Below are 23,189 nucleotides of genomic sequence, written 5' to 3' on the forward strand. Positions count from 1 at the left end.
GTCCTGACGCTCGGCCCTGGTGCTGGGGCCAGAGGAAGCGAATCGGCTCAACCAGTCCATCCCTCTGGTCCTCCACGGCGAAAAGCTCTACAGGGAGGCCGTGGATCATGTGGTCATGCCAAAAGCAGAAGGAACCCGTGCCGCCACCGCGCCTTTGGTGGAACAGGGCTGCCGACGCATCGCCTGGGCAAGCACTCCTTCACCGGAAACCGAGCTCCACAAGGCGGTGCTGGACCGTCTCGGGGGTTGCCGCCAGGGATTGGAGGACGCAGGACTCAGCGAGGACCCTGCCCTGCAAGTGTCCATGGGGATGCAGCATGCTGCCAGGGATCAAGGAGATGGTCCGCAACGGCATCGAATCGACGGGGTGGTCGCCGTGTCGACGACATCCAGCAGAAGGAATTCTCCGTTCCCTCCCTTTCCACCATCGCCCCGGACCAAGACTGGATGGTCGGCACGGCGCTCACTCCTCTCATCGAATGGATCAAAGACCGTTCCCCCGCCCCGGGCTCGAGCTCGTGGCCCCCTTCCGGCTCATCGTCCGGGATTCAACTAGTTGAATCTACTCATAGACTTTGGAGAATCTTGAACATGGCATCTTCGCCCCGCCTCATCGTCAATCTGGACATCGCAGGTCCCACCATCAGCCGCCACGTCTACGGTCATTTCGCTGAACATCTGGGCCGGTGCATCTATGGCGGTTTCTGGGTGGGGGAGGAGAGCGGGATCCCCAACACCAGGGGCATCCGCAATGACGTTGTGGAAGCTCTGCGCGAGCTGCGCATTCCCAATCTGCGCTGGCCGGGCGGCTGCTTCGCCGATGAGTACCACTGGCGCGACGGCGTCGGCCCTCGTGAGCAGCGTCCGCGTATGGTCAATTCCCATTGGGGCGATGTTGTGGAGGACAACTCCTTCGGTACTCATGAGTTCATGGACCTCTGCGAGATGCTCGGCGCGGACGCCTACGTCAACGGCAATGTAGGTTCCGGGACCGTCCGCGAGATGAGCGAATGGATGGAGTACCTCACCCGTGCGGACGATTCCCCCATGGCTGCACTCCGCCGGCAGAACGGCCGGGATGAGCCATGGAAGGTCCCCTATTTCGGTATCGGCAACGAGCCCTGGGGGTGCGGCGGTCATATGCGTGCCGATGCCTATGCCGATCTGGCCCGCCAATACAGCACCTATGTGCGGAACCATAACGGCAACGATGTATACCGGATCGCTGCCGGCGCCGGCGACGAGGACGTAGCCTGGACCAAAGCCCTCATGGAGGCCTTGCCTGACAAGGGCGGCGTGGACCGCAAGGGCTTCCCATATCAGGGCATCTCCGTGCACTACTACACAATGTCCGGCCAATGGGATGCGAAGGGCTCCGCAACGGAATTCAGCGAGCAGGAGTACTGGAAGACTGTCAAGGCAGCTCAGCATATCGAGACACTGCTGAGCGCCCACTCCACGATGATGGACGTCTACGACCCGCACAAGGCGGTGGGATTGGTCCTGGACGAGTGGGGCACCTGGTGGGACGTGGAGCCCGGCACCAACCCCGGCTTCCTGTACCAGCAGAACACCGTCCGCGACGCCCTGGTGGCGGCCATCCACTTCGACTCCTTGCACCGACATGCGGACCGCCTGGTCATGGCGAACATCGCCCAAACCGTCAACGTCCTGCAGGCCATGCTGCTCACCGATCCGGAGAGCGGCGCCCTGGTCAAGACCCCCACCTTCCACGTCTTCGCAATGAACGCAGGGCACCAGGACGCCGCGGTGCTGCACACGCACCTCGTTTCAGACAGCGCGCACGACCTGGACGGGGACCGGCTCCCCACGTTCACAGCATCCGCCAGCACCAAGGACGGTAAGGTGCTCATCTCCGTGGCCAATCTCGAGTTAGAGGGAGAGAGCGAGGTGGTCCTGGACCTGCGCGGTGGCCGGTTGGAGCAGGTGGAGGCATTGGTGCTCGGCGGCGACAGCGTCGCCGCGTTCAACGATCCCGTTCACCCCTACGCCGTCGCGCCCCGTCCCCTCGCCGTGAAAGAGCGTGACGACCAACTGGTGCTCCGCCTGCCGGCGCACTCCTTCGCGACCGTTCGCGGCAAGCTGGCCGGGCAGGCTCCCGAGGTCACCGCGGCTGCCGCCACAGTGATCACGGCTCCGACCACGGGCAGCAAACCCTGCCTCAACTGCTGAGCAGCAACGAGATCTTCACCCTGTCTGTGGGGGTGCAGTCCTTCTTCCAGCAAAACCAGACCGACTGGACCTCCGTCATGGCCCTCGCCGTGATCATGATGCTCCCGCCGGTCATCGTCTTCGCCACCCTGAACAAGTACTTCAGCGTCGGCGGCATAGGCGGATCCCTCGCCGGCCGCTAGCCAACCCACTTCTCAGCCAACTGACAACGCAAAGGAAAACCATGTCTTACTCCATCCAGCTTTACACCCTGCGCAATGCCATGCAGGAAGACCTGCCAGGCACCATCAAGAAGGTCGCAGAGATCGGTTACACGCAGGTTGAACCCTGCAATTTCGTGGCAACCGCCGAGGAGCTCGGCGCCGCGTTGAAGGACAACGGCCTCACTGCCCCGTCCGGCCACGCCCCGCTCTTAAGCCAGGACCAGGATGAGATCTTCGCCGCCGCCAAGGAACTGGGCATCTCCACGGTCATCGATCCGTACCTGCCAGCCGAGCACTGGCAGTCCGCCGAGGACATCCAAGCCACTGCGGCCAAGCTGAACGCCGCCGCGAAAAAAGGCGCCGAATACGGCATCCGCGTCGGTTACCACAACCACGCCTGGGAGCTCGAGTCCAGCATCGAGGGACAGACCGCCCTGGAACACTTCGCAGGCCTGCTTGACCCCGAGCTGGTCCTGGAAGTCGATACCTACTGGGCATCGGTCGGTGGCCAGAACCCCGTGGAACTGCTCGCCCGCCTCGGTGACCGCGTGAAGTTCATCCACATCAAGGACGGCCCCGGCACCACGGACACCAAAGCCCAGCAGCCGGCCGGCCAGGGCACCATCCCGGTGCTCGACGTCGTTGCCGCAGCCACGTCCCTCGAAGTGGGCGTCGTTGAATTCGACGACTACGCCGGAGACATCTTCGAAGGCATCGCCGAGAGCCTGGCCTTCCTTCAGAACAACGCAGCCCAGGACGTGAAAGCATGAGCGCCGCAACGCACCAGTCCACCCCCTCCACCCGCCGCGGCCCCGTGGGCGTCGCCGTCATCGGCGCCGGCAATATCAGCAAGGCCTACCTGGACAACCTGACGGTGTTCCCGGACCTGAAAGTCCTGGTGATCGCCGACCTCTTCGAGGACGCAGCGGAGGCACGCGCCAAGGAATACGGCATCCCCGAGTGGGGCGGCGTGGACGCTGCACTGAACCACCCCGACGTCGAGATCATCGTGAACCTGACCAACCCGGCCGCGCACGTCGAAGTGGCCACGGCGGCCGTGAACGCCGGCAAGCATGTCTGGACCGAGAAGCCGTGCGCGCTGGACCGCGAATCCGGGCTAGGGCTGCTGAAAACGGCTGACGCCGCGGGCTTCCGCCTTGGCTGCGCACCGGACACGTTCCTGGGCGCCAGCCTGCAGACGGCCCGCCGGATCATCGAACGCGGCCACATCGGCACACCGCTGACCGCCCTGACCATGTTCCAGACCCCGGGCCCGGAGTCCTGGCACCCGAACCCGGCCTCCCTCTTCGCCCACGGCGCAGGCCCGCTGTTCGACATGGGCCCGTACTACATCACCGCCCTGGTCCAGACCTTCGGCTCGGTGCGGCGCGTCGCCGCAGTCGGGTCCAAAGCCAAAGAAGTCCGCGTGGTCGGCTCCGGACCCAAGGCAGGCGAGGAATTCCCCGTCGAGATCCCCACGCACGTCAGCGCCATGCTCCAGTTCGAGGGCGGCCAGTCGTCTCACAGCGTCTTCAGCTTCGAGTCCCCCCGCCTGCGGGTGGGCTTCGTGGAGATCACGGGCACCGAGGGCACCCTTGAGCTGCCGGATCCGAACGTCTTCGACGGCGACCTCAAGTTCTGGCGCGCGGGAGCCGAGGAACCGGAAATCATTCCCGCCACGGGCCCGGCCAACGGTCGCGGGATGGGCGTGCTGGATATGGCCCGTTCCCTTCGCGCCGGTGTTCCGCACCGTGCCCAGGGAGCCCTTGCCTACCACGTGGTCGATACCTTGGTGTCCATTTCCGAGTCCGCCGAAACCGGCAACTTTGTCGGCGTCGACAGCTCCGCCGTGACCTCCCAGGCCCTCCCCGAGGACTGGGACCCGACGGCCGCCACCCTCTAGGAATCACTCATGACACGCTCCGCCCCTACCCACGCCAACCCTCAAGACGGCTTCGGCCCGGAGGGAACCAGCGCAGGTACCAACACACGCACCACACGTTCGATCACATCTAGGAAGGAACGCACCATGAACGCACTCCCCAACGGCGCCGGGCTGTCACGTCGAGGTTTCCTCGCCGCAGCCGGGGCGACCGCCGTGATAGCGGCCGGGACCTCCTCCGCCTGGGCCGGAGAGAACTCCGATTCGAAGCAGATCAACGGCTACACCTGGAAGAACGCCGTCATCAACGGCGGCGGCTTCGTGTCCGGCATCGTGTTCAACGAGACCGAGGCGAACCTGATCTACGCCCGAACCGACGTCGGCGGCGCTTACCGGTGGCAGGAGGACACGCGCACCTGGACACCGCTGCTCGACTGGGTGCCGCGCGCGAAGTGGGGCTACCTGTACGTGGTTTCGATGGCCTCCGACCCGGTCGAGACCAACCGCGTCTACGCCGCCGTCGGCGCCTACACGAACGACTGGGACCCCAACAACGGCGCGATCCTCTATTCCGACGACAGGGGCAAGACCTGGGGCATCGCCGAACTCCCGTTCAAGCAGGGCGGCAACATGCCCGGCCGCGGCATGGGCGAGCGGCTGGCCGTCAACCCCGCCAACAACGCCGAGCTGTACCTGGGCACGCCCAGCGGGAACGGCCTGTGGCGCTCCAAGGACTACGGCCGCACCTGGGCCGCGGTGGCGAACTTCCCCAACCCCGGGAACTTCGTCATCGACCCCGGCAACATCATCTGGGGCGACAACCAGGGCGTGATCTGGATCGACTTCGACCAGATCGGCGGGAAGATCTATGTGGGCGTGGCCGACCCGGCCGACCCGCTCTACGTCTCCGAAGACGGCGGGGCGACCTGGCAGGCCGTCCCCGGCGCCGCCGAAGCGCTCGGAGCGGTCGACGGGAACCGCACCATCCCCAACCAGTCCGCAGTGGACGACACCAACGGATACCTGTACGTCGCCACCAGCCACGACCCGGGCCCCGGCAACGGTCCGGCCGCTTCGGGCAACGGCGGCAAGATCATGCGACTCGCCACCCAGACCGGCGAATGGACCGACGTCACCCCGACCTACAACCCGCGCGGCCCGATCCCCGGCTTCGGCGGCATCACCGTCGACCGACAGAAGCCCGGCACGCTCATGACGGCCACGCGCAACAACTGGTGGCCCGACGAAATCATCTACCGCTCCACCGACTCCGGCCAGACCTGGCAGCTCAGCTGGGACTACGCCGAAGGCCAGGACCGTCACGACCGGTTCAACATGGATGAATCGGGCAGCCCATGGCTGACGTGGAACCGAGAGGACCAGGGCGCGGCATACGCGGTCAAGCAAGGGTGGATGATCGACGCGCTCGCGATCGACCCGCACAACTCCGACCGCATCATGTGGGGCACCGGCGCGACCATCTGGGGCACTGAGGAGCTGACGCGGTGGGACTCGCAGGGTGAGCTGATCGGCGAGGACGAGGCCGGCCGGCGGATCGCCCTGCCGGTGGAGAAATTCACCGTGGGCGTCCGCGTCGAAGGCGTGGAGGAGACCGCGATCCTCGACCTCGCAGCGCTCGGCGGGACCCTCGTCTCGGCCGTCGGCGATGTCGCCGGCTTCGTCCACACCGACCTCGACCGGGCCGAACCGATGATCGACACCGACTGGTCCACCGGCACCAGCGTCGACTTCGCCCAGTCCGACCCGGACGTCGTCGTCGGCTCCGGCAGGGTGCTCGGCAACGAGAAGGGCCACGTGGGCGTCTCCACCGACCGTGGCAAGTCCTGGCGCAACGCCGCGCGCGTCGAAGGCGTCCCCGGCGACGGCCACGGCGGCACCGTCGCGGTCACCGCCGACGGGTCCACGATCCTCTGGTCGCCGAGCGAAACCGAGGTCACCCCGGTGTACAGCACCGACCTGGGCGAGACGTGGACCCCGGTCAAGGGGCTCCCGGCGGGAGCGAAGATCCGGTCCGACCGCGTCAAGGCGTCGGTCCTGTACGCGTTCTCCGGCGGCATATTCTACCGGAGCACCGACGGGGGCGCGACGTTCACCGACACAGGCGCGACCGGCCTGCCCGCCGAAGGCGTCGACGACTTCCGCGTCGCGCCCGGCAAGAAGGGCCACGTCTGGCTCTGCGGCCGCAGCGACAAGGCCGGGGTCGCAAAGGGCCTGTGGCACTCCAAGGACGGCGGCACCACCTGGACCCGCATCAGCGCCGTCGACCTGGCGATCGGCGTCGGCTTCGGCAAGGCCGCCAAGCGGAATGGCTACCCGGCGATCTACACGGCGGCCACCGTCGGCGGCCAGGACGGCTTCTTCCGCTCGATCGACGGCGGCACCACCTGGCAGCGCATCAACGACGACGCCCACCAATGGGGCCTCGCCGGGGCCGTCATCACCGGCGACCCCGAGATCTACGGCCGCGTCTACCTCTCCGGCCGCGGCATCATCTACGGCGACATCGCCTGACGGGAGGAAGCCGCCCCGCGCGACGCGGGGCGGCCATCGCCGAGGTGACACCGCGAAAGGAATCCCGATCACCGGAACGCACCGCGAGAGCCTCCGCGACCGGGTGAGCGGCTGGTTGTTGGCGCTCCTACGCTGGTCTTCACAGGCCCGCGGGTTTTTCGCCCGCGCGAACCCTGCCGACCTCACTGACTCAGATCTCGTGCGTTGTTTCTACGGCGATGCGAACTTTGAACGCAAGCGCCGCGCTGAACAGTTGGCAACAGAATTCGGCGTGCCGGCTACGGCTGTGGCGCTGGCCTACGTGCTGGCCCAGCAATTCCCAACCTTTGCATTGGTTGGGCCACGGTCAATCGCGGAATATCGCTCCACGATGACGGGTCTCGGCATCGAACTGAACGAGGAACAGACCTCGTGGCTGGATTTACGCAATGGCTGGAACGGCGTTTGAGGTGACTGTTGAAGCGACCGACCGGTCGCGGTCGCGCTCCTAACCGTCCTCTGAACACGGTGCCCGGGCTGGCTGTTCTGGCCACCCGGGCGCCGCTGTTTGCGCTTTCAGCGGCCTTTTCGGCAGGCACTTTTCAGCCCGTTCAGGGGTGCTTAAACTGGCAGGACAATCGTGCGGTGCCTCCCGCCTGTTGCTGACGCCTGTTGCCCCGCGCGGCCCAGTCCAAGCAAGGAAGCATCATGCGCCGAACAGTACAACGCCGTACCGCCATCACGTTCATCGCGCTCATGGCATTGCTCGTCCCCACTCTGCCGGCGGCCGCCGCGCCTCCACCCGACAGCGTCATCGTGCTCCAAGGCGCCACCTCGGCGGAAGGAATTGCTGCAGGAAAAGGGGACACCTTCTACGCAGGAGACCTCGCACTCGGCGACATCTACCGGGGGGATATCAGCGAGGGCACCGCGAAACTGTTCATTGACGTGTCCGATTTTGATTCGGCGCGCCGGGCTGCCGTCGGCATGAAGGTGGATGTCCGCAACGATTTGCTGTTTGTTGCCGGCGGGACCACAGGCCATGCCTACGTCTATAACACCAGGACGGGTCAGCCCGTGGCGGACCTGACACTGGGTGCGGGCTTCATCAACGACGTAACCCTTGGCCGGGACGGCGCCTGGTTCACCAACTCCGCAGCGCCTGAACTGTTCTTCGTCCCCGTAAGTCCCTCGGGCACCCTGGGTGCGGTGAAGAAGCTCGTGGTCAGCGAGCCCGCTGGCGGCCCCGTAAAGCCAGGCGAGTTCGGCTTTAATGGCATTGCCGCCGCCAAAGGCGGGAAGGTGCTGATCGTGGCGCACTCACGGGACGCGGCGCTCTACACGGTCGACCCGCAAACCGGTGAGAGTGCCCGTATCCGGGGCGTCAGGGTACCCAACGTCGACGGAATCGTCGTCCGCGGGAGCCAGCTATGGGCTGTGCAGAACTTCTCCAACCGGATCAGCCGCGTGGACCTGTCCGGCGACCTCACGTCCGGTGAAGTGGAAGACGTGATCACCAGTGGCAAATTCCGGATCCCGACGACGGCTGCCCTGTTTGGCAACACCCTCGCCGTGGTGAACGCAAAGTTCAACCAGCCGACAGCCACCCGGTTTGAGGTGGTCCTGGTATCCGCCCGGGGTGACGACTGATGTTCCGTGGCCGGGGCGGTTGCAACCGCTCCGGCCACGGACATTACAACACGGACGTTACAACTAAATGGTCCGCGTCGCCCTCGCCAGGTTTTCCTTGAGCTCTGCCTCATTTTGGCGGATGACGTAGGCAGGGCGGTCCCGCTCAACGCGCCAGCTGTCGGTCAGCAGGCCGATGTTGACGGTGTCAAAGCCAAACTCGTCATACAGCCGGGTCACCAGTTCAGCTGCCTCCGGGTAGTCGCTGGCGGTGGCCAGGGCACGGCGGTCCGGCGTACCGGCCGGCGTGCCGTCTGTGGTGATCTCCGCAGCCATGATGTGGTTGAAGCCTTTGGCCACTTTGGACTCCGGAAGGTGTTCCTGCAGGAGCCCGGACGTGGTGGCTTCGCCGTTGTCCAGGGCCGGGATGTGTCCGTCCCGCTCCCAGTAGTAGTTGTTGGTGTCGATGACGATCTTGCCGGCCAGCGGCTCAACCGGAATGTCCTTGTAATTCTTGAGCGGAACGGTGACCACCGCGAAGTCCGCAGCGGCCGCTGCTTCCGCGGGCGTCGCCGCACGGGCCCGGGGACCCAGTTCCGCTACGAGTTCCGCCAAGGTTTCCGGCCCGCGTGAGTTGCTGATGACCACGTCATAGCCGAGCTCCACGGCCTTCCGGGCGACCTGGCTTCCAATGTGTCCTGCACCGATGATTCCGATTGTTGTTGTTGTTGTTGTTGTCATGTTCGGGCCAACAGCAGGCCGCGCGCGGATATTTCAACGGCTCTGCGGGAATAAATCAGGCAGGATGCACGCTGGGGCGGCCCTGCCCCGCAAGAACGTTGCAGGTCAGGGCCGCTTGTGCGGGGCGGGGCCGCCTGTGCCGGATGGGCCCCGTTATGCCGGTCCGAGGGCCACGGCCCAGGCTCACCGGTCAGTGCTGGCCCATATTGCCGTCGATCGGGGGCAGGTAGCCACGCCTTTCCCGCCTGCGTTCGGCGGCGCTCTGGATCTCACCCTCCGCCGTTTCGTCGGACTCGCCCTCGAAGTCCACCAAGCCGTTGGTCTGGTCGAACGGGTGCGCGAAACGGCCCGTGTAACCGCCCGTGGCTCCTGCCCCCGCTGTGCCCTCCGCCTGCGCGGGAGGCGATTCCCGCCAGGAACCGGATGCATGCGCCTCGTGCTCAATGAATTTCTTGAACTTCTTCAGGTCGGCCTCGGCCTGGTGGGCGACAACGTGGAGCATGGAGCCGACCTTCTCCACCACGCCCTCCGGCTGGTATTCCAAGGTCAGCTTCAGCAAGCTCTTGCCACCGCCGGCGTCCTCGAATTCGACTTCCCCGGCATTCGTGGCGCCCTCGATGGACGCCCAGGCGACCCTGCGGTCCGGAGTCTGCTCAAGGATCTTGGCTTCCCACTGCCGGCGGACCCCCGCGATGTGCGCCACCCACTTCAGCCGGTTATTGCCCAGTTGCGTCACGCTCTCCACACCACCCATGAAGTGCGGAAAGTCCTCGAACCGGGTCCACTGGTTGTAGGCGGTGCTCACCGGAACGTCAACCACAATCCGCTTTTCCACTTGTGTGCCCACAACATCTCCTTCGACTTGTAGCTGAGTCTGCTGAAGGCTGTGCCGTCAGTGCTGACCCAGGTTGCCACCCAGTGGAGGAAGGCCGTCAGGCCGGCCATCGTCTTCACGGCGTTCGGCCGCACTGCGGGTTTCGCCCTCGAGCGTTTCATCGGACTCGCCCTCGAGATCCACCAGGCCGTTGGTCTGGTCGAAGGGGTGCCCGATCCGGTCATCCCCACGTTCGGCCATCGGGTTGTCGCTGGCGCCGGTCACAGCCGGCCCGGTTGACATGTCCGGGTCGGTAGAAACGGATTCCATGGGAACGGACGTGTCCATGCCGGTCACGTCACGGCCCTCTTCGGCGTCCTTGTTCGTGCCTGCGCTCATGGCTGCCGCCGCGCCTGCTGCCGCGGCCGCTCCCGCTGCCGCAGCCATTGTGCCCGAGACGCCAGCCTTGCCTGAATCGCCCCGTGATGCTGCAGCGTCCTCAACGCCGGGCGTGCCCACGGAACTGCCCTCGTTGACCGAGCCCCGCCAGGCACCGGTGGCATAGCCCTCATGTTCGATGAACTCCTTGAACTTTTTCAGGTCTGCCTCGGCCTGCCGCTCAACGATGTGCAGCTTGTCTCCCACCTTTTCAACCCAGCCCTCGGGGTCGTATTCGAGGACCAGCCTCAAAGAGGTCTGGCCGCCACCCACATCCTCGAACTCCACGGAACCGGCGTTGGTTGCGCCTTCCGTGGCCGCCCAGGCAACCTTGCGGTCGGGAACCTGCTCCAGGACCTGGGCTGTCCACTTCCTGCGCACACCCGCAATTTCGGCCACCCACTCCAGACGGTCATCGCTGAGTTGCTTCACGCTTTTGACGCCGCCCATGAAATGCGGGAATTCCTCGAACTGGGTCCACTGGTTGTATGCCGTGCTGACCGGAACGTTCACCAGAATGCGTTTCTCCACCTTAGTGCTCACAACGTCTCCTTCGACTTGAACCGGATCTGATGAGAAACCTTAATTCATCAGTATGCTTACCATACCGCCGTCGGGAGTCCGGGAACTAGCCCCCAAGTAGGTAGCAGCAGGTGTCGTTTTGGAGCGCCAAAACGACCGTTGCTGCTACCTAGTTGGGTGGAAAGTACGACGGCGGCAGGCACCGGGAAGGGGCGCTCAGCGGGGCAGGTGCTCCCCGATGAGGGCCAGGTTCTGGATCACCGCCAGCCCGAACTGGGAGGCGTCATTGGTGGAGACCGTGGGTGCCTCGTCCACGGGGAGGAGCACGTGCGGGGGCCGGATGGCCTTCAGCGTGAAGGCCCATCCATGGTTCAGATGTTCCCCGCCCTCGGCAAAGCTTTCCCAGGCCCGGGAGGCAAGGACGGCGTCCCCCAGCCTGGCCGCGGCGTAGGCACTGAGCCTGCTGTGGGCCTGGGTGAGGTGGATTCCGGACAGGGGAGTCCCCACTGCCTCGATCTGTTCCGCCTCGGTGGCCAGGAACAGCCGGCAGTATTGCAGCCAGGCGCGTTCGAACTCCTGGTCCGGCACGAGGTCCACCAGTTCGCTGCAGACTTCCACAAGGCCGAACACCGCCGAAAGGTGGGACACCTGGATTCGTTCGCGCCCGGCGTCGAACCGTCCCTTGTCCAGGTCGTAGAGGGCCTCACCCGTGAGGAAGCCGTACTTCAGCGCGCCGATGTCCGCCATGGTGCCCAGCAGCCGGTCGCGGGAGCGCGGATTGCCGGTGCGTTCCCAGTCGGTGAGCCACGTGGCGGCGAGCGAACCCCAGTCGGTCCCCAGACCCACGCCCAGCGCGTTCCGGTCCGGCCGGTAGGTGTCGGCGTCGGGACGGACCTTGCGGACGGGATCCAGCCCCAGGAAGTTCTGGTCGCTGTCAACGAGCTCGGTCAGCAAGTCCCCGGTGCGTTCATCGGCAGTCAGGTAATAGTAGAACCGGCGGTAGGCGGGCGTGCTGATCCGCAGCTGCTTGGCGCTGCAGCCCCAGTGCTGGACATTGTGCCGCGATCCAAGGCCCTGCCACCGACCCAGGTGGTAGACGTCCACCTCGCCGGTGTGCCGTGTCATGGCCTCGGCAAAGCGGAAGACGTCCGCGCGCCCGGACCTCAGGTAGGAGTACCAGAGCCAGAGGTCGGGGGAGAGCTCGGAGTTGTCCCAGGCGTAGCCGCCCACGTCGTACCGCCAGACGTGCCGGTCGAAGTCGTACGTGTGCATGACGTCCCCGTAGTTCCAGAAGCCGTACCAGCGGCGCTGCTCCACCTGGCCTGCATAGAAGTCGAAGAGGAAATCCAGCCTGTCTTCGAGTTCGGCCCGGGCCGGGGTGCTGCGGTCCACTGGAGTCCAGTCGCCGAAGACCCGGGCCGTATGGAGGTACTCCGGGGTGGCCTGCAGGAGGGCTGGTGTGGATGCGGCCTGAGCGTCTGCGGCGAGGCTTTCGGTGGCAGGCGTGGAGCTGTAGGCAAAGAGGCTGAGTTCGTGTGTCCGGGCGATGCCGGTGGGGTTGCCGAAACCCGGTTCGTAGTCCTCGTAGGTGATCTCCAGGCCGTCGAGCTGCTTCTCGAACGTGTCCTGGCCCAGGCCGTCATGGTAAAACCGCAGGTCCATGGGCTGGGCTTCCGGCGAATACAGCCAGGCAGTCAGCGAAGCCTCGCCGGTGGCGGCGTTGCGGATATCCAGTTGTCCGGGATGTGACTGCCAGAAGTCTTTGATGCCGACGCCGAAACCCCCGCTGGGATCGCTGAGCGAGCAGAAACCCGCAGCCCTGGTCCCGCCGGAGATTCCTACCCAGCCATGATTCGCAGCGGTGCGTTTGCGCAGTTCGAAGCCGTCCGCGCTGAGCTGGGCGAGGGTGTAGTCGTTCCAGGCGGGGATCAGGTGCAGGCGGCTGGAGACCTCCTCGTTCCATTCCTCGACCGGCGGCGTTCGCTCGCCCGCAAGCTGCGCCTGGCGGACCGCTTCGCCGGGGTCTCGGCGCAGGCCTGTCAGGCCGCGCACGGCCTCGAGCAGGAATCCGCCGTCTGCTCCGGCTATTCTCACGTGCCGGTCATGGAGTTCGCCCTCAAGGGGGACAGTGAAACGGACGCCCAGCCCGGCCAGGAAATCCTGGTTGGCGTCGCCGTCCCAGATGAACGAGTGGACCATTCGAACGCTACGGGCTCCGGCATAGAAATAGAGCCGGACCACAAACGGCAGCCAGCCGCGCCTTTCGCTGGTTGCGCTGTCCGGGAGGTGCTTTCCTTCCAGCCTCACCACGGCGCGGACGGGACCGCGTTGTTCAATCACGACGTCGGTAACCTCGCCGGTGAATGCCTCCCGGGTGGCAGTTCCGGCGCCATCCGGCAGGCCGTCCTGGAGCAGGCTGACCAGACGGCCGTCGCGGGCAACGGTGACACCGTTGCGGGACAGGGTGCTGAAGAGGGAGGAGCCGCGGCGCCTGATCTCCATTTGCAGCGTGCCGGTGCCCACCGTTACTGCTTCCTCGGTTTCCGTCACGTCCACACGCGGTGCCGTGCCTGCTTCCGGTTGGATGCCGCCGTCGAACGCCACCCTGTATTCCGCGGACGGTGAGTCGGTGGCTGCGAGGGCAAGCCCTGCCCATTTAAGGGACCCGTCGGGCCACGTGGCCAGCGGCCAGGTCTGGCTGGCGACGGGCCGGCCATCGGCATCCCGTACCGTCAATGCTTCAGGCCTTGCCACGGTTCCACGGGCAAACGGCATGCCCCAGGTGGTTCCTGCACTTAGTTCCAAAGGCGCGCCGCCGTCGATCCACCTGACGTGGGTCATTTCAGTCATCGTGTCCAATTCCCGGTATAGCCGCTTCCGGCCGGCCAAGACGGCAAGGCCCGGTACGCATCGGCGCGCACGCGAGAAAGCGGTTTCTGGTTTGGCGATTAACGTAGCGCGGTTCGGAGCGGAACCGCAAGGCCCGTCCACGAATATGGCGAGATTGTCCTAAGGCAGGGGCATGTGACGATCTGGCATGTGAAGACAGACCGGGCAAGTGAAGACAGACCGGGCAGGTGCGGGGGTTGTCGCCGTTGCGCCGGAAAGAAGTGGGCGGAGTCCGGACTACTTGTCCGGGCGGGGCTCTCCGGCATCCGCACCGTCTGTGTCTGCTCCTTCGGCGGGATCCTGGGAATGCATCCGCAGGTCCGTGGGATCGGCGTCGATGTCCCCTTCAGACGGGGCCTCGCTATGGATACGCTGCACCGATACTGACTTCTCACTCATGACTGCTGCTCCTGTGCTGCCGATGGGGGTGCCGTGCCGTAACCATCATTCAGCCCCTGCTTCTGCGGGCTGTCAAGAACCACCGGCGCGGTCTCGCGCCGGGGCCGGGGGGGCGGCGGCGGGGCAGGCCGGGATTCAGCCGCTAAGGCGTTGCCGCGAAGTCATCGAGGAGCCGCTGGATGTCCCGGCGCGGGCCGGGTGCAGCGGCGGGAGTGTTTTCCAGGGCGCCGACGAGATTAATCAGTGCCTTCCAGAGGGCCCAGCCGCGTCCGCGGGACCAGGTTGCCTGGTCAACTCCGAGCGTTTCACGGAAGGCTGCGCGGGCGGGCGCATCGAAGAAGGTCCAGGCGATGACCATGTCACAGGCGGGGTCACCCACGCCGGAGCTGCCGAAGTCGATGACCGCCGAAAGCTGGCCGTTACGGGTCAGCAGGTTCCCGGCGGCAACATCACCGTGGAACCAGACAGGCTCACCGTCCCACTGGGCTCCGACGGCGTGATCCCAGACCCGCTTGACGGCGTCGCCCGGGATTTCGCTGCCCAGGGCATCGATGGCGGCGAGCGCCTCGTCGGCATAGACGGTTGGCGCCGCGCCCCTGTACCAGTTGTGTCTTCCGGGCGCGGGGCCGCCGGCAGGATCGGTTCCCTGCAGGGACTTGAGGAAGCGGCCCAAGGTGACAGCGAAGCCGGTCATGTCCGTGACTGTGGCTTCGTCGGCGGTGCGTCCTTCGAGCCAGCGATAGATTGACCAAGGGTAGGGAAACCCCTCGCCGGGCACCCCCTCGGCAACCGGTGCGGGGATCGGCAACGGCAGGTTTGGTGCCAGCCTGGGGAGCCACCGCTGTTCCTTCGCAACCTGCAGGGCGTACCAGGGGCCACTCGGCAACCGGACCGTCAACTGCTCACCAAGCCGAAAGGTCCGGTTGTCCCATCCGTCGGGCTGGACCGGCCGGAGGGGCAGATGGGCCCATTCCGGGAATTGCGCATCCACCAGCCTGCGGGCAAGCTCGCTGTCGATGGGTACCTCAACTTCGGCGGGAAAGTCCGTCTCGTCGTTGCTGATCACCCGTCGAGTTTTCCCGTGATCAGGCGAAAAAGTCAACAGATGCTTCAGACTGCCCGGCTGTCCGGCACCCTGGCCCCGGGCATTGTTCTGTGCTGGACTTTGTGATGCACTGTGCCACTACACCGTCAGTCAGCCGGTCCGCCGGCCGTTTGGGAAGGATCAGAGATATGGCAACGTACAAGATCGGATACTTTGTCGGGAGCCTGGCGAGCCGCTCCATCAACCGCACATTATCCAAGGCCCTGATCAAGCTGGCTCCGGAAGAACTGGAGTTCACCGAGATCCCCATCAAGGATCTGCCGCTGTACAGCTACGACTACGACGCGGATTTTCCACCGGAAGGGCGGGCCCTCAAGGAGGCGATCGAGGACTCTGACGGCATCCTGTTTGTGTCGCCCGAATACAACCGTTCCATTCCCGGGGCATTGAAGAACGCCATCGATTGGGGATCGCGCCCCTGGGGAACGAATTCGTTCTCGCGCAAGCCGACCGGCATTATCGGCGCGTCTCCCGGGGGAATCGGTACGGCCGTCATGCAGTCCTCCATGCGGAGCGTCCTGAGCTTCCTGGATGCACCACAACTCAATGCACCCGAGGCCTACATCAAGTTCAATGCCGACGTTTTCGGTGAGGACGGCGACGTCAGGGACGAATCCACCGCCAAGTTCCTTCGCCACTACATGGAGGAATATGGCGCATTCGTCCAGCGGGTGCTGGCCGCCAATGCTCCGGGGCACATCGGCGACCTTGAGCCGGATGTGGACAAGCTGTCGCGCTGACGCACAGGTTGGTGTAGCGCCTGGGGTGCGGGACTGGCGTGGACATGATCTAGTCCAGCGGAAGGGTGACGGTAATGGTGGTGCCGCATCCCGGGCTCGAGCAGATGTCCACGGAACCGCCCGCCTCGTGAACGGCCACCGACATAAGGCGCAGGCCGTAGCCGTGGTGCCGGCCGCTGATGGCGAGCTCACTGTCAAAGCCTGTGCCGTCGTCGGAAACCACCAGGCGGATCCCGTGGTCCACAGCGGCAAGCTGGACAGTCAGGTTGGAGGCGTCGGAGTACGTGAGCGCGTTGCTCAACGCTTCCCGGGCCGACTGGTAAAGCAGGTACGCGGAGTGCGCCGGAATTTCGATGCCCCAGTGCGGGGTGTCCCAGTGGACAGCGGTCCCGTGCTGGCGGAGGGGAGCCGTGAGCCGGTCGATGCAGCCGGCCAGCCCCAGGGTGTGGAAGTCGAGCGGATGACGGTCCGTGATCACGCCTCCCCGAGCGACAACTTCATCCAGAGCCGATTCGTTCCCCATGACTTCCTGCTTCCCCACTGCTGGTGGTCTTTATGCTTCAAGCGTGGACCGCCAACCGCACGGGTTGCGAAGGGTTGCCTCAAGATCGGATCAAAAATCCCGGCCGGCATCCGGGCGAAGGGTCAGCCTGCGGTTACGGGCCCTGGAAGCGGCTCAGTAGGCGCTGGCGGAGCTGTCAGGTCCCGCTAATCCGAGCCAGCGCGCGGGCGTGACAGTGCCGAGTCGATCAGTACTTCGGCGGCGGCGCGGGCCTGCCGCGCGGGCTCGGCGCTGCCTGAGATAGCGGCAGTGGTCTGGGCGCCCTCGGCCAGTATGGCGAGCTGGGGGGCCAATGTGGCCGGCGCGCCGATCTCTGCGGTGAGCGCCGAAAGGTACTTCTGGAAGTCGTCCTTGTGGCTCCGCACGATTTCGGCAATGCGGGGAGACGTGCCTCCAAGCTCGCCAAAGGAGTTGATGAAGGCACACCCCCGGAAGTCGTCCTGGGTGAACCAGCCAGCAAGAAAATCGTAGACGGCAAGCAGCCGCTGGCGGGGTTCGGTCTCGCGGGCGACTGCTGAGGAGACTCCCTCTGTCCACTCCCTGTGGCGGCCAAGCAGAACCTGCTCCACGATCGCATCCTTCGATGGAAACAGCCGATAGAGCCGCTTCAGTGAGATTCCTGACGCGCTGCGGAGCTCATCCATTCCTACGCCCTGGATCCCTTTGGCGTAGAAGAGCCGGTCAGCGGCTTCAAGGGCGGCTTCGCGCGCAACCTCATCAGCAGGGCGGGGAGACTGTTTTGTCCGCGTGACACTCTTGTTTTCCACCGGAGGCCTCCTCACTTCTGCCGTTTGACTTGCGTAGATAACGATCGTTCTCTATAGTAGTGCATGCAACCTGAGAACGACCGTTCTCTAAAACTCGAAAGGATCATTCCATGGCTTTCATTACGGTTGGTACAGAAAACAGCACGGACATTGAGCTGTACTACGAGGATCAGGGTTCAGGCCAGCCCGTAGTGCTCATCCATGGGTATCCGCTGGACGGCCATTCCTGGGAGAAGCAGAGTGCTGCCCTGCTCAAGGCCGGATACCGCGTGATCACCTATGACCGCCGGGGATTCGGGCGCTCCAGCCAGCCCACTGCCGGTTATGACTACGACACTTTTGCCGCTGACCTGAATGCAGTCCTGGAAACCCTTGATCTCCACGACGCTGTCCTGGTCGGTTTCTCGATGGGAACGGGTGAGGTGGGGCGCTACCTGGGCACCTATGGATCCGGTCGGATCGCGAAGGCGGCCTTCCTGGCGTCCCTGGAACCGTTCCTCTTGCAGACAGAGGACAACCCTGAGGGCGTTCCGCAGGAGGTCTTTGACGGAATTCTCGCCGCCGTTACTACCGACAGGTACGCGTACTTCTCCGACTTCTACAAGAATTTCTACAACACGGACGAGAACCTGGGAACCCGCCTGTCAGAAGAGGCCCTTCGCAATAGCTGGAATGTGGCTGCCGGCGCCTCCTGGTACGCCTCAAGTGCGGCTGTTCCCACCTGGACGACGGATTTCCGGGCCGACATCCCGAAGATCGACATCCCCGCGCTGATCCTGCACGGAACCGCGGACAACATCCTCCCCATCGATGCCACCGGCCGGCCATTTTACAAGGCACTGCCTACCGCTGACTACGTAGAGATCGAGGGAGCTCCGCATGGACTGCTCTGGACTCACGCAGAGGAAGTGAATGAGGCGCTGCTGGCGTTCCTCGGGAAGTAGGCCCGCCGCCTGATCTACCCCAGCGGGACCTCCGCCGGCAGGTCCGGGAGTTGGGCATCGCCAGGTCTGGATGCCCAACTTCCGGCTTGCCTGGGCGGCGAATTGCTGGCGATATCTGTTCACCGCCTCCGTCCCCTGATACCGTGATTGCCCCACCGGAGAAGGAGGAGTCATGACCATCAACTCACCGGATGCAATGCCCGACGACGACCCGCAAGTACCTGCGGAGAAGGGCGGCACGGGCGGCCAGGGTGATATCCCCCAAGGCCAGGAGGGCGTGGGCCTGGGTGCCACGGGGGAGCCGAACACGTTCGAACCCGAAGAGGACCCGGAAGCGACGGATGCCGAGGCCGCGGACCCTGAGTAGGGCAGCCCCGGGCTGATAGCAGCCGCGTAAAACCACATCCTGCCAAACCCTTGCGCTTTAGCTGAGATGCGTGTCACACTGTTCTCGATACGCATCGACGATACGCATCGACAGAAGCCATAAGCGTCTGCGCGAAGAGTCTCCCGAGCGTCAAGCCCACTCATGACGAAAGGAATCCCGTGCCAACCAGCAAGGATGTGGCGGCCGCGGCCGGCGTTTCCCAGAGCACGGTGTCCTACGTTATGAGCGGCAAGCGTCCCATTTCGGAGAAGACGCGCCTGCGCGTCGAGGCAGCCATAGAACAGCTGACGTACCAGCCGAATGCCGGGGCTCGTGCCCTCGCCAGCCGCAAGTCCCAGGTCATCGGATTGGTTATCTCCATTACTCCGGAAGCGCACCTGGGGTCCCTGATGGAATTCATCGCGGTCATTGCTGCCACTGCCCGGCGCCACGACTACGACGTCCTGCTGGTCACGGACGAGGAAGGCAGCCAGGGTCTTGAACGCGTTGTGGGGCAGCAGCTCTGTGACGGATTGATCCTGATGCAGGTTGAAGCCGACGATGAGAGGATTCCAGTCGTCCGGAAACTCCGCGTCCCTGTGGTCTTCATCGGCATCCCGAATGACTCGGCCGGGCTGAATTGTATCGATGCCGACTTCGCCCGGGCCGGAGAACTGTGCGTCGAAGAGATGGCCGCCGCCGGCCATACCAGCGGCGTCATTATCGGATGGCGGCCAAGGCTTGTGGGGAGCAGGCTGAACTATGTCGGCAGGTTCCTTGGCGGGGCGGAAGCCGCGGCGGAAAGGCTGAACGTGAAGATCAAGCATGTTCCCGCCGCGCCGGACCGCGCAAGTGTCGAAGCGGCCGTCGAGGCCTGCATTGCCGAGGCTGACGGGAGACCCGCCTTCGTTTCCCCTGACGCGACAGTTTTGGAACTCCTCCCTCGTATCCTCCGCGAGCGTGGTTTGGAGCCCGGAAAAGATGCCTCGGTCATCGGGGTGGGACCCACCCCCGAGGCCCTGATTGAACTTCAGGAATCGACAGTCCTGGATATCCAGCCGAAAGTGGTTTCGCGGCGTGCAGTGGAAATCCTCTTCAGCCTGATGCAAGCAGACAACCCGGACCGGGGCGGACTGCTTGAGCTCATTCCGCCGCTGGTGACCCACCGGTACGGCACGGCGGATCCTCACGTTCCCGCTGCCCAGCCCATCCACTAGAAGTCCGCCCGGCTCCTGGCCTACATGGCACGGAGCCCTTGAGAACAATTCGTCGATACGTATCGATGATGTTACGACAAACCCATAGGAAAGCTCCGGGGCGAAGCCGCCGCGGTTCCCAGCACAAAGGACCTGATAATGAAGTCAGCTTTCACAAAAACCAAGGCGATCGCCTCGACTGTCACCGCTATGGCCGCCCTTCCCCTGATCCTTACCGGTTGCGGGGCAAGCAGTCCCGCTGCAAACGGGCCGGTTTCTGAACTTTCCGTTGTGGACTACTACAACAATGAACCGGACAAGACCATCATCGGTGACACGCTTGCTGCCTGTGGTACCCAGTCGGGCGTCACGATCAAGCGCGAGACGGTGCCCGGCAAGTCCCTCATCGCCAAAGTTCTCCAGCAGGCGTCCTCGAAGACGCTGCCCGACGTCCTGATGCTGGACAACCCCGACCTCCAGCAGATTGCCGGCACCGGAGCGCTGGCGCCTCTCACCGACTTCAAGATCAGTACCGAGAACTATCCCCAGGGGATCCTGAGCGCTGGCACGTACAAGGACAAGGTCTACGGCCTTGCGCCAACGGTGAATACCATTGCGCTGTTCTACAACAAGGACCTGCTCACCACGGCAGGAGTGACTCCGCCCAAGACCTGGGATGAGCTGAAGGCGGCAGCGGCGAAGCTGACCTCCGGCGGCCAGTACGGACTGGCTTTCGATGCCAACGCCACGTATGAGGGAACCTGGCAGTTCCTGCCCTTCATGTGGTCCAACGGAGGCGACGAGAAGAACATCGCCACGACGGAAACCACCGAGGCGCTGCAGCTCTGGACTGACCTCGTCAAGAGCGGATCTGTCTCCTCGTCCGCCCTGAACTGGACGCAGGCGGATGTGAAAGACCAGTTCGTAGCAGGCAAGGCCGCCATGATGGTCAACGGTCCGTGGCAGATTCCAACGCTGGACAAGGAGAGCGCCCTGCATTACGGGGTGGTGAACATCCCGGTCAAGGATTCCAGCAAGACCGCCGTCGGGCCTCTGGGCGGCGAGGTCTGGACCGTGCCGCAGACTGGAAACAAAGCCAAGCAGGCCAAGGCAGCGGAAATCGTCGCCTGCATGAACAGCGACGTCAACCAGCTGGCCATGGCGAAGGCACGCAACACCATTCCGTCCAAGTCCACCCTGGCGGCACAATTCGCCAGCGAGAACCCCAAGCTCGCCTCGTTCACTGAGCTGGTCAAGACCGCCCGTGCCCGCACCGGCCAGCTCGGCGAGGATTGGCCCGATCAGGCGACCAAGATCTTCACGGCAATCCAGAACGCGCTGACGGATAAGGCCAGCCCGGCGGATGCCCTCAAACAGGCCCAGCAGGGCTAGGGAACAGGTCCCGATGTCAGCAACTGTCCAGTCCAGGCTTCACCTCGCGGTGACGGAAACAGAGAACGACGGCGGGCCCCGCCGCTCCGGCTACCGGAGCAGGGAGCGGGTCTACCAGTGGCTGTTCCTCGCCCCCGCGGTGGCCTACCTCGTCCTCTTCTTCGGCTACCCCGTGGTGAAGAACGTTGCGATGAGCTTCCAGGAATACACCACCGGCACGTTCTACACGGGCGAGGCTCCATGGGTGGGTTTCGCCAACTACGTGACTGTCATGTCGTCGTCGTTGTTCTCCACGTCTCTGATCAACACAGCCCTTTTCACTGCCGGTTCGATTGCCGGACAGTTCATCCTGGGCCTGGGCCTGGCGGTCTTCTTCAAGCGGAAGTTCCCGCTCAACGGGATCCTGCGTTCCCTCCTGCTCCTGCCCTGGCTGCTGCCGCTGATCGTGTCCAGCGCCGTGTGGCGGTGGATCCTGGACAAGGACAGCGGGGCGCTCAACAACTTCCTTGAGAGCCTGGGGATCATCAGCACCGGCATCCCGTGGCTGACCAGCACATCGCTGGCCCTCGCCGCCGTCGTCGGTGTGAACATCTGGATCGGCATCCCGTTCAACGTCACCGTGCTGTACGGCGGGCTGCAGGACATCCCGGACGAACTCTATGAGGCCGCGTCACTGGATGGTGCCACCGGGTGGAGGGCTTTCCGGCACGTCACCTGGCCCATGCTGCGTCCGGTGGTCAGCGTGGTCCTGGTGCTCGGAGTGGTCTACACCCTGAAGGTGCTGGACATCATCCTTGGCCTCACCAACGGCGGGCCCGCGAACTCAACCCAGACCATCGCCACCCAGTCGTATGCCCTGTCCTTCCAGAACTTCAAGTTCGGCGAGGGCGCCGCGATGGGCAACATCCTGGTGCTGATCTCGCTGGTATTCGCGGTGCTGTATCTCCGCGTCAACCGGCGCGCAGTGGACGAGTGAGGAAGTCATGACCACCAATACACAGACGGACACCGTGGCCGCGGCTACCTCCCGGCGAAACAGGCCCGGCCCGCTGAAGGCCGTGCACGGGCAATGGGGGACCAGACAGTGGGGGACCACAGCGCTGGCCATCCTGTTCCTGGCCGTCATGCTCTTCCCGGTCTACTGGATGATCAACGCTTCCCTGCAGCCCAACGGGACCACGCTGCAGACCTCGTGGCTCCCCTTGTCACCGGACTTCACCGGCTATGCCACCGCCATCAGCCAGCAGGGCCGGAACCTCGGAACCAGTCTGGTGGTGGCCCTTGGCAGTGTGGTGTTCAGCCTGGCCGTCGCGGCCCCCGCGGCATACGCGCTGGCCTACTTCAAGGTCCGGGGTGCCGGCGTCGTGCTGTTCGCGATCCTGATCAGCCAGATGATCCCCGGGATTGTGGTGGCCAACGCCCTCTACACGGCATACAACGACCTCGGCCTGCTGAATTCGATTCCCGGGCTCATCCTGGCGGATTCCTCGCACGGGATCCCGTTCGCCATCCTCATCATCAGGGCGTTCATGAACAACATGCCGGCCTCCGTCATCGAGGCGGCAAAGGTTGACGGCGCGGGTCACCTCAGGGCCTTCTGGTCCATTGTGCTGCCGCTGAGCCGGAACGCACTCATCACCGCAGGGCTCTTCACGTTCCTTTTCACGTGGAGTGACTTCCTCTTCGCGCTCACCCTGACCACCACCGACGACGTCCGTCCCGTGACATTGGGCATCTTCCAGTACATGGGCGCGTACGTGAACGACTGGAGCTCGGTCATGGCCACCGCGGTCCTGGCCTCCATCCCCGCCATCATCCTGCTCCTCGCCGCGCAGAAGTACGTGGCGGCCGGGACCACCGGCGGCGCAGTCAAGTAATGCAAGCAGTCCCCAAGC

21 protein-coding genes and 1 pseudogene are annotated in these 23,189 nt (G+C 64.6%); 14 read left to right on the forward strand and 8 right to left on the reverse strand.

Going from position 1 to position 23,189, the window contains the following annotated elements; all coding sequences use genetic code 11:
- The first annotated feature begins 591 nt into the window (after positions 1-591).
- The 7 genes and pseudogenes from QFZ40_RS01155 (at position 592) to QFZ40_RS01185 (ending at position 8,439) form a co-directional block, all read left to right on the forward strand.
- Positions 592-2,193: an alpha-N-arabinofuranosidase gene (locus tag QFZ40_RS01155; protein WP_306902379.1), complete on the forward strand. Its 1,602-nt coding sequence runs from the start codon at positions 592-594 to the stop codon at positions 2,191-2,193.
- Positions 2,190-2,375, forward strand: a pseudogene (locus tag QFZ40_RS01160) (carbohydrate ABC transporter permease); the annotation flags it as partial. The gene QFZ40_RS01155 and the pseudogene QFZ40_RS01160, both read left to right, overlap by 4 nt.
- Positions 2,376-2,416: 41 nt before the next feature.
- On the forward strand, positions 2,417-3,166 hold the full coding sequence (locus tag QFZ40_RS01165) for a sugar phosphate isomerase/epimerase family protein (RefSeq protein ID WP_306902380.1): 750 nt from the start codon (positions 2,417-2,419) through the stop codon (positions 3,164-3,166).
- Positions 3,163-4,299: a Gfo/Idh/MocA family protein gene (locus tag QFZ40_RS01170; RefSeq protein WP_306902381.1), complete on the forward strand. Its 1,137-nt coding sequence runs from the start codon at positions 3,163-3,165 to the stop codon at positions 4,297-4,299. The genes QFZ40_RS01165 and QFZ40_RS01170 overlap by 4 nt, the downstream gene beginning before the upstream one ends.
- A 126-nt stretch (positions 4,300-4,425) precedes the next feature.
- Positions 4,426-6,810: a sialidase family protein gene (locus QFZ40_RS01175; protein ID WP_306902383.1), complete on the forward strand. Its 2,385-nt coding sequence runs from the start codon at positions 4,426-4,428 to the stop codon at positions 6,808-6,810.
- A 103-nt stretch (positions 6,811-6,913) separates the two neighbouring features.
- Positions 6,914-7,258 carry an aldo/keto reductase gene (locus QFZ40_RS01180; protein ID WP_306902384.1) on the forward strand — a complete coding sequence of 115 codons (345 nt, stop codon included), beginning with the start codon at positions 6,914-6,916 and terminating at the stop codon, positions 7,256-7,258.
- A 239-nt stretch (positions 7,259-7,497) separates the two neighbouring features.
- The gene (locus QFZ40_RS01185) at positions 7,498-8,439 is read left to right on the forward strand and encodes a hypothetical protein (RefSeq protein ID WP_306902385.1); all 942 of its coding nucleotides are present in this window, start codon (positions 7,498-7,500) and stop codon (positions 8,437-8,439) included.
- 63 nt (positions 8,440-8,502) lie between these two features.
- Here the strand turns inward: QFZ40_RS01185 and QFZ40_RS01190 are convergent, their stop codons facing one another.
- The 6 genes from QFZ40_RS01190 to QFZ40_RS01215 all read right to left on the reverse strand — a co-directional run bounded on the left by QFZ40_RS01190 (position 8,503) and on the right by QFZ40_RS01215 (position 15,287).
- A complete protein-coding gene (locus tag QFZ40_RS01190) occupies positions 8,503-9,159 on the reverse strand; it encodes an NADPH-dependent F420 reductase (protein ID WP_306902386.1) in 657 nt (218 codons plus the stop codon).
- Positions 9,160-9,349: 190 nt separating this feature from the next.
- Positions 9,350-10,006 carry an SRPBCC family protein gene (locus QFZ40_RS01195; RefSeq protein WP_306902387.1) on the reverse strand — a complete coding sequence of 219 codons (657 nt, stop codon included), beginning with the start codon at positions 10,004-10,006 and terminating at the stop codon, positions 9,350-9,352.
- A gap of 45 nt (positions 10,007-10,051) precedes the next feature.
- Complete coding sequence (locus tag QFZ40_RS01200; RefSeq protein WP_306902388.1) at positions 10,052-10,954, reverse strand: SRPBCC family protein; 903 nt, start codon at positions 10,952-10,954, stop codon at positions 10,052-10,054.
- A gap of 195 nt (positions 10,955-11,149) precedes the next feature.
- On the reverse strand, positions 11,150-13,783 hold the full coding sequence (locus QFZ40_RS01205; RefSeq protein WP_373427376.1) for an exo-rhamnogalacturonan lyase family protein: 2,634 nt from the start codon (positions 13,781-13,783) through the stop codon (positions 11,150-11,152).
- A 276-nt stretch (positions 13,784-14,059) separates the two neighbouring features.
- Positions 14,060-14,221: a hypothetical protein gene (locus QFZ40_RS01210; protein ID WP_306902391.1), complete on the reverse strand. Its 162-nt coding sequence runs from the start codon at positions 14,219-14,221 to the stop codon at positions 14,060-14,062.
- 142 nt (positions 14,222-14,363) lie between these two features.
- Complete coding sequence (locus QFZ40_RS01215; protein WP_306902392.1) at positions 14,364-15,287, reverse strand: aminoglycoside phosphotransferase family protein; 924 nt, start codon at positions 15,285-15,287, stop codon at positions 14,364-14,366.
- Positions 15,288-15,454: 167 nt separating this feature from the next.
- On the opposite strand from QFZ40_RS01215, the gene QFZ40_RS01220 reads away from it, so the two are divergent.
- Positions 15,455-16,066 carry an NADPH-dependent FMN reductase gene (locus QFZ40_RS01220; RefSeq protein ID WP_306902393.1) on the forward strand — a complete coding sequence of 204 codons (612 nt, stop codon included), beginning with the start codon at positions 15,455-15,457 and terminating at the stop codon, positions 16,064-16,066.
- A gap of 49 nt (positions 16,067-16,115) precedes the next feature.
- Here the strand turns inward: QFZ40_RS01220 and QFZ40_RS01225 are convergent, their stop codons facing one another.
- Both QFZ40_RS01225 and QFZ40_RS01230 read right to left on the reverse strand, forming a co-directional pair.
- Complete coding sequence (locus tag QFZ40_RS01225) at positions 16,116-16,589, reverse strand: sensor histidine kinase (protein WP_306902394.1); 474 nt, start codon at positions 16,587-16,589, stop codon at positions 16,116-16,118.
- 185 nt (positions 16,590-16,774) lie between these two features.
- Positions 16,775-17,395, reverse strand: a complete 621-nt coding sequence (locus QFZ40_RS01230) for a TetR/AcrR family transcriptional regulator (protein ID WP_306902395.1) — start codon at positions 17,393-17,395, stop codon at positions 16,775-16,777.
- A gap of 110 nt (positions 17,396-17,505) precedes the next feature.
- Between QFZ40_RS01230 and QFZ40_RS01235 the strand changes: the two genes are divergently transcribed.
- From QFZ40_RS01235 to QFZ40_RS01260, 6 genes are all read left to right on the forward strand, one after another.
- On the forward strand, positions 17,506-18,339 hold the full coding sequence (locus QFZ40_RS01235; RefSeq protein WP_306902396.1) for an alpha/beta fold hydrolase: 834 nt from the start codon (positions 17,506-17,508) through the stop codon (positions 18,337-18,339).
- Between the two features lie 172 nt (positions 18,340-18,511).
- The gene (locus tag QFZ40_RS01240; protein ID WP_306902397.1) at positions 18,512-18,706 is read left to right on the forward strand and encodes a hypothetical protein; all 195 of its coding nucleotides are present in this window, start codon (positions 18,512-18,514) and stop codon (positions 18,704-18,706) included.
- Positions 18,707-18,885: 179 nt separating this feature from the next.
- Complete coding sequence (locus tag QFZ40_RS01245; protein WP_306902398.1) at positions 18,886-19,923, forward strand: LacI family DNA-binding transcriptional regulator; 1,038 nt, start codon at positions 18,886-18,888, stop codon at positions 19,921-19,923.
- 138 nt (positions 19,924-20,061) lie between these two features.
- Positions 20,062-21,294, forward strand: coding sequence for a sugar ABC transporter substrate-binding protein (locus QFZ40_RS01250; protein WP_306902400.1), 1,233 nt, complete (start codon positions 20,062-20,064; stop codon positions 21,292-21,294).
- Between the two features lie 13 nt (positions 21,295-21,307).
- Positions 21,308-22,270: a carbohydrate ABC transporter permease gene (locus tag QFZ40_RS01255; RefSeq protein ID WP_306902401.1), complete on the forward strand. Its 963-nt coding sequence runs from the start codon at positions 21,308-21,310 to the stop codon at positions 22,268-22,270.
- A 7-nt stretch (positions 22,271-22,277) separates the two neighbouring features.
- Positions 22,278-23,171, forward strand: coding sequence for a carbohydrate ABC transporter permease (locus tag QFZ40_RS01260; protein WP_306902402.1), 894 nt, complete (start codon positions 22,278-22,280; stop codon positions 23,169-23,171).
- Positions 23,172-23,189 lie beyond the last annotated feature (18 nt).

Source organism: Arthrobacter pascens (assembly GCF_030816475.1).
Taxonomy (GTDB): Bacteria; Actinomycetota; Actinomycetes; order Actinomycetales; family Micrococcaceae; genus Arthrobacter; species Arthrobacter pascens_B.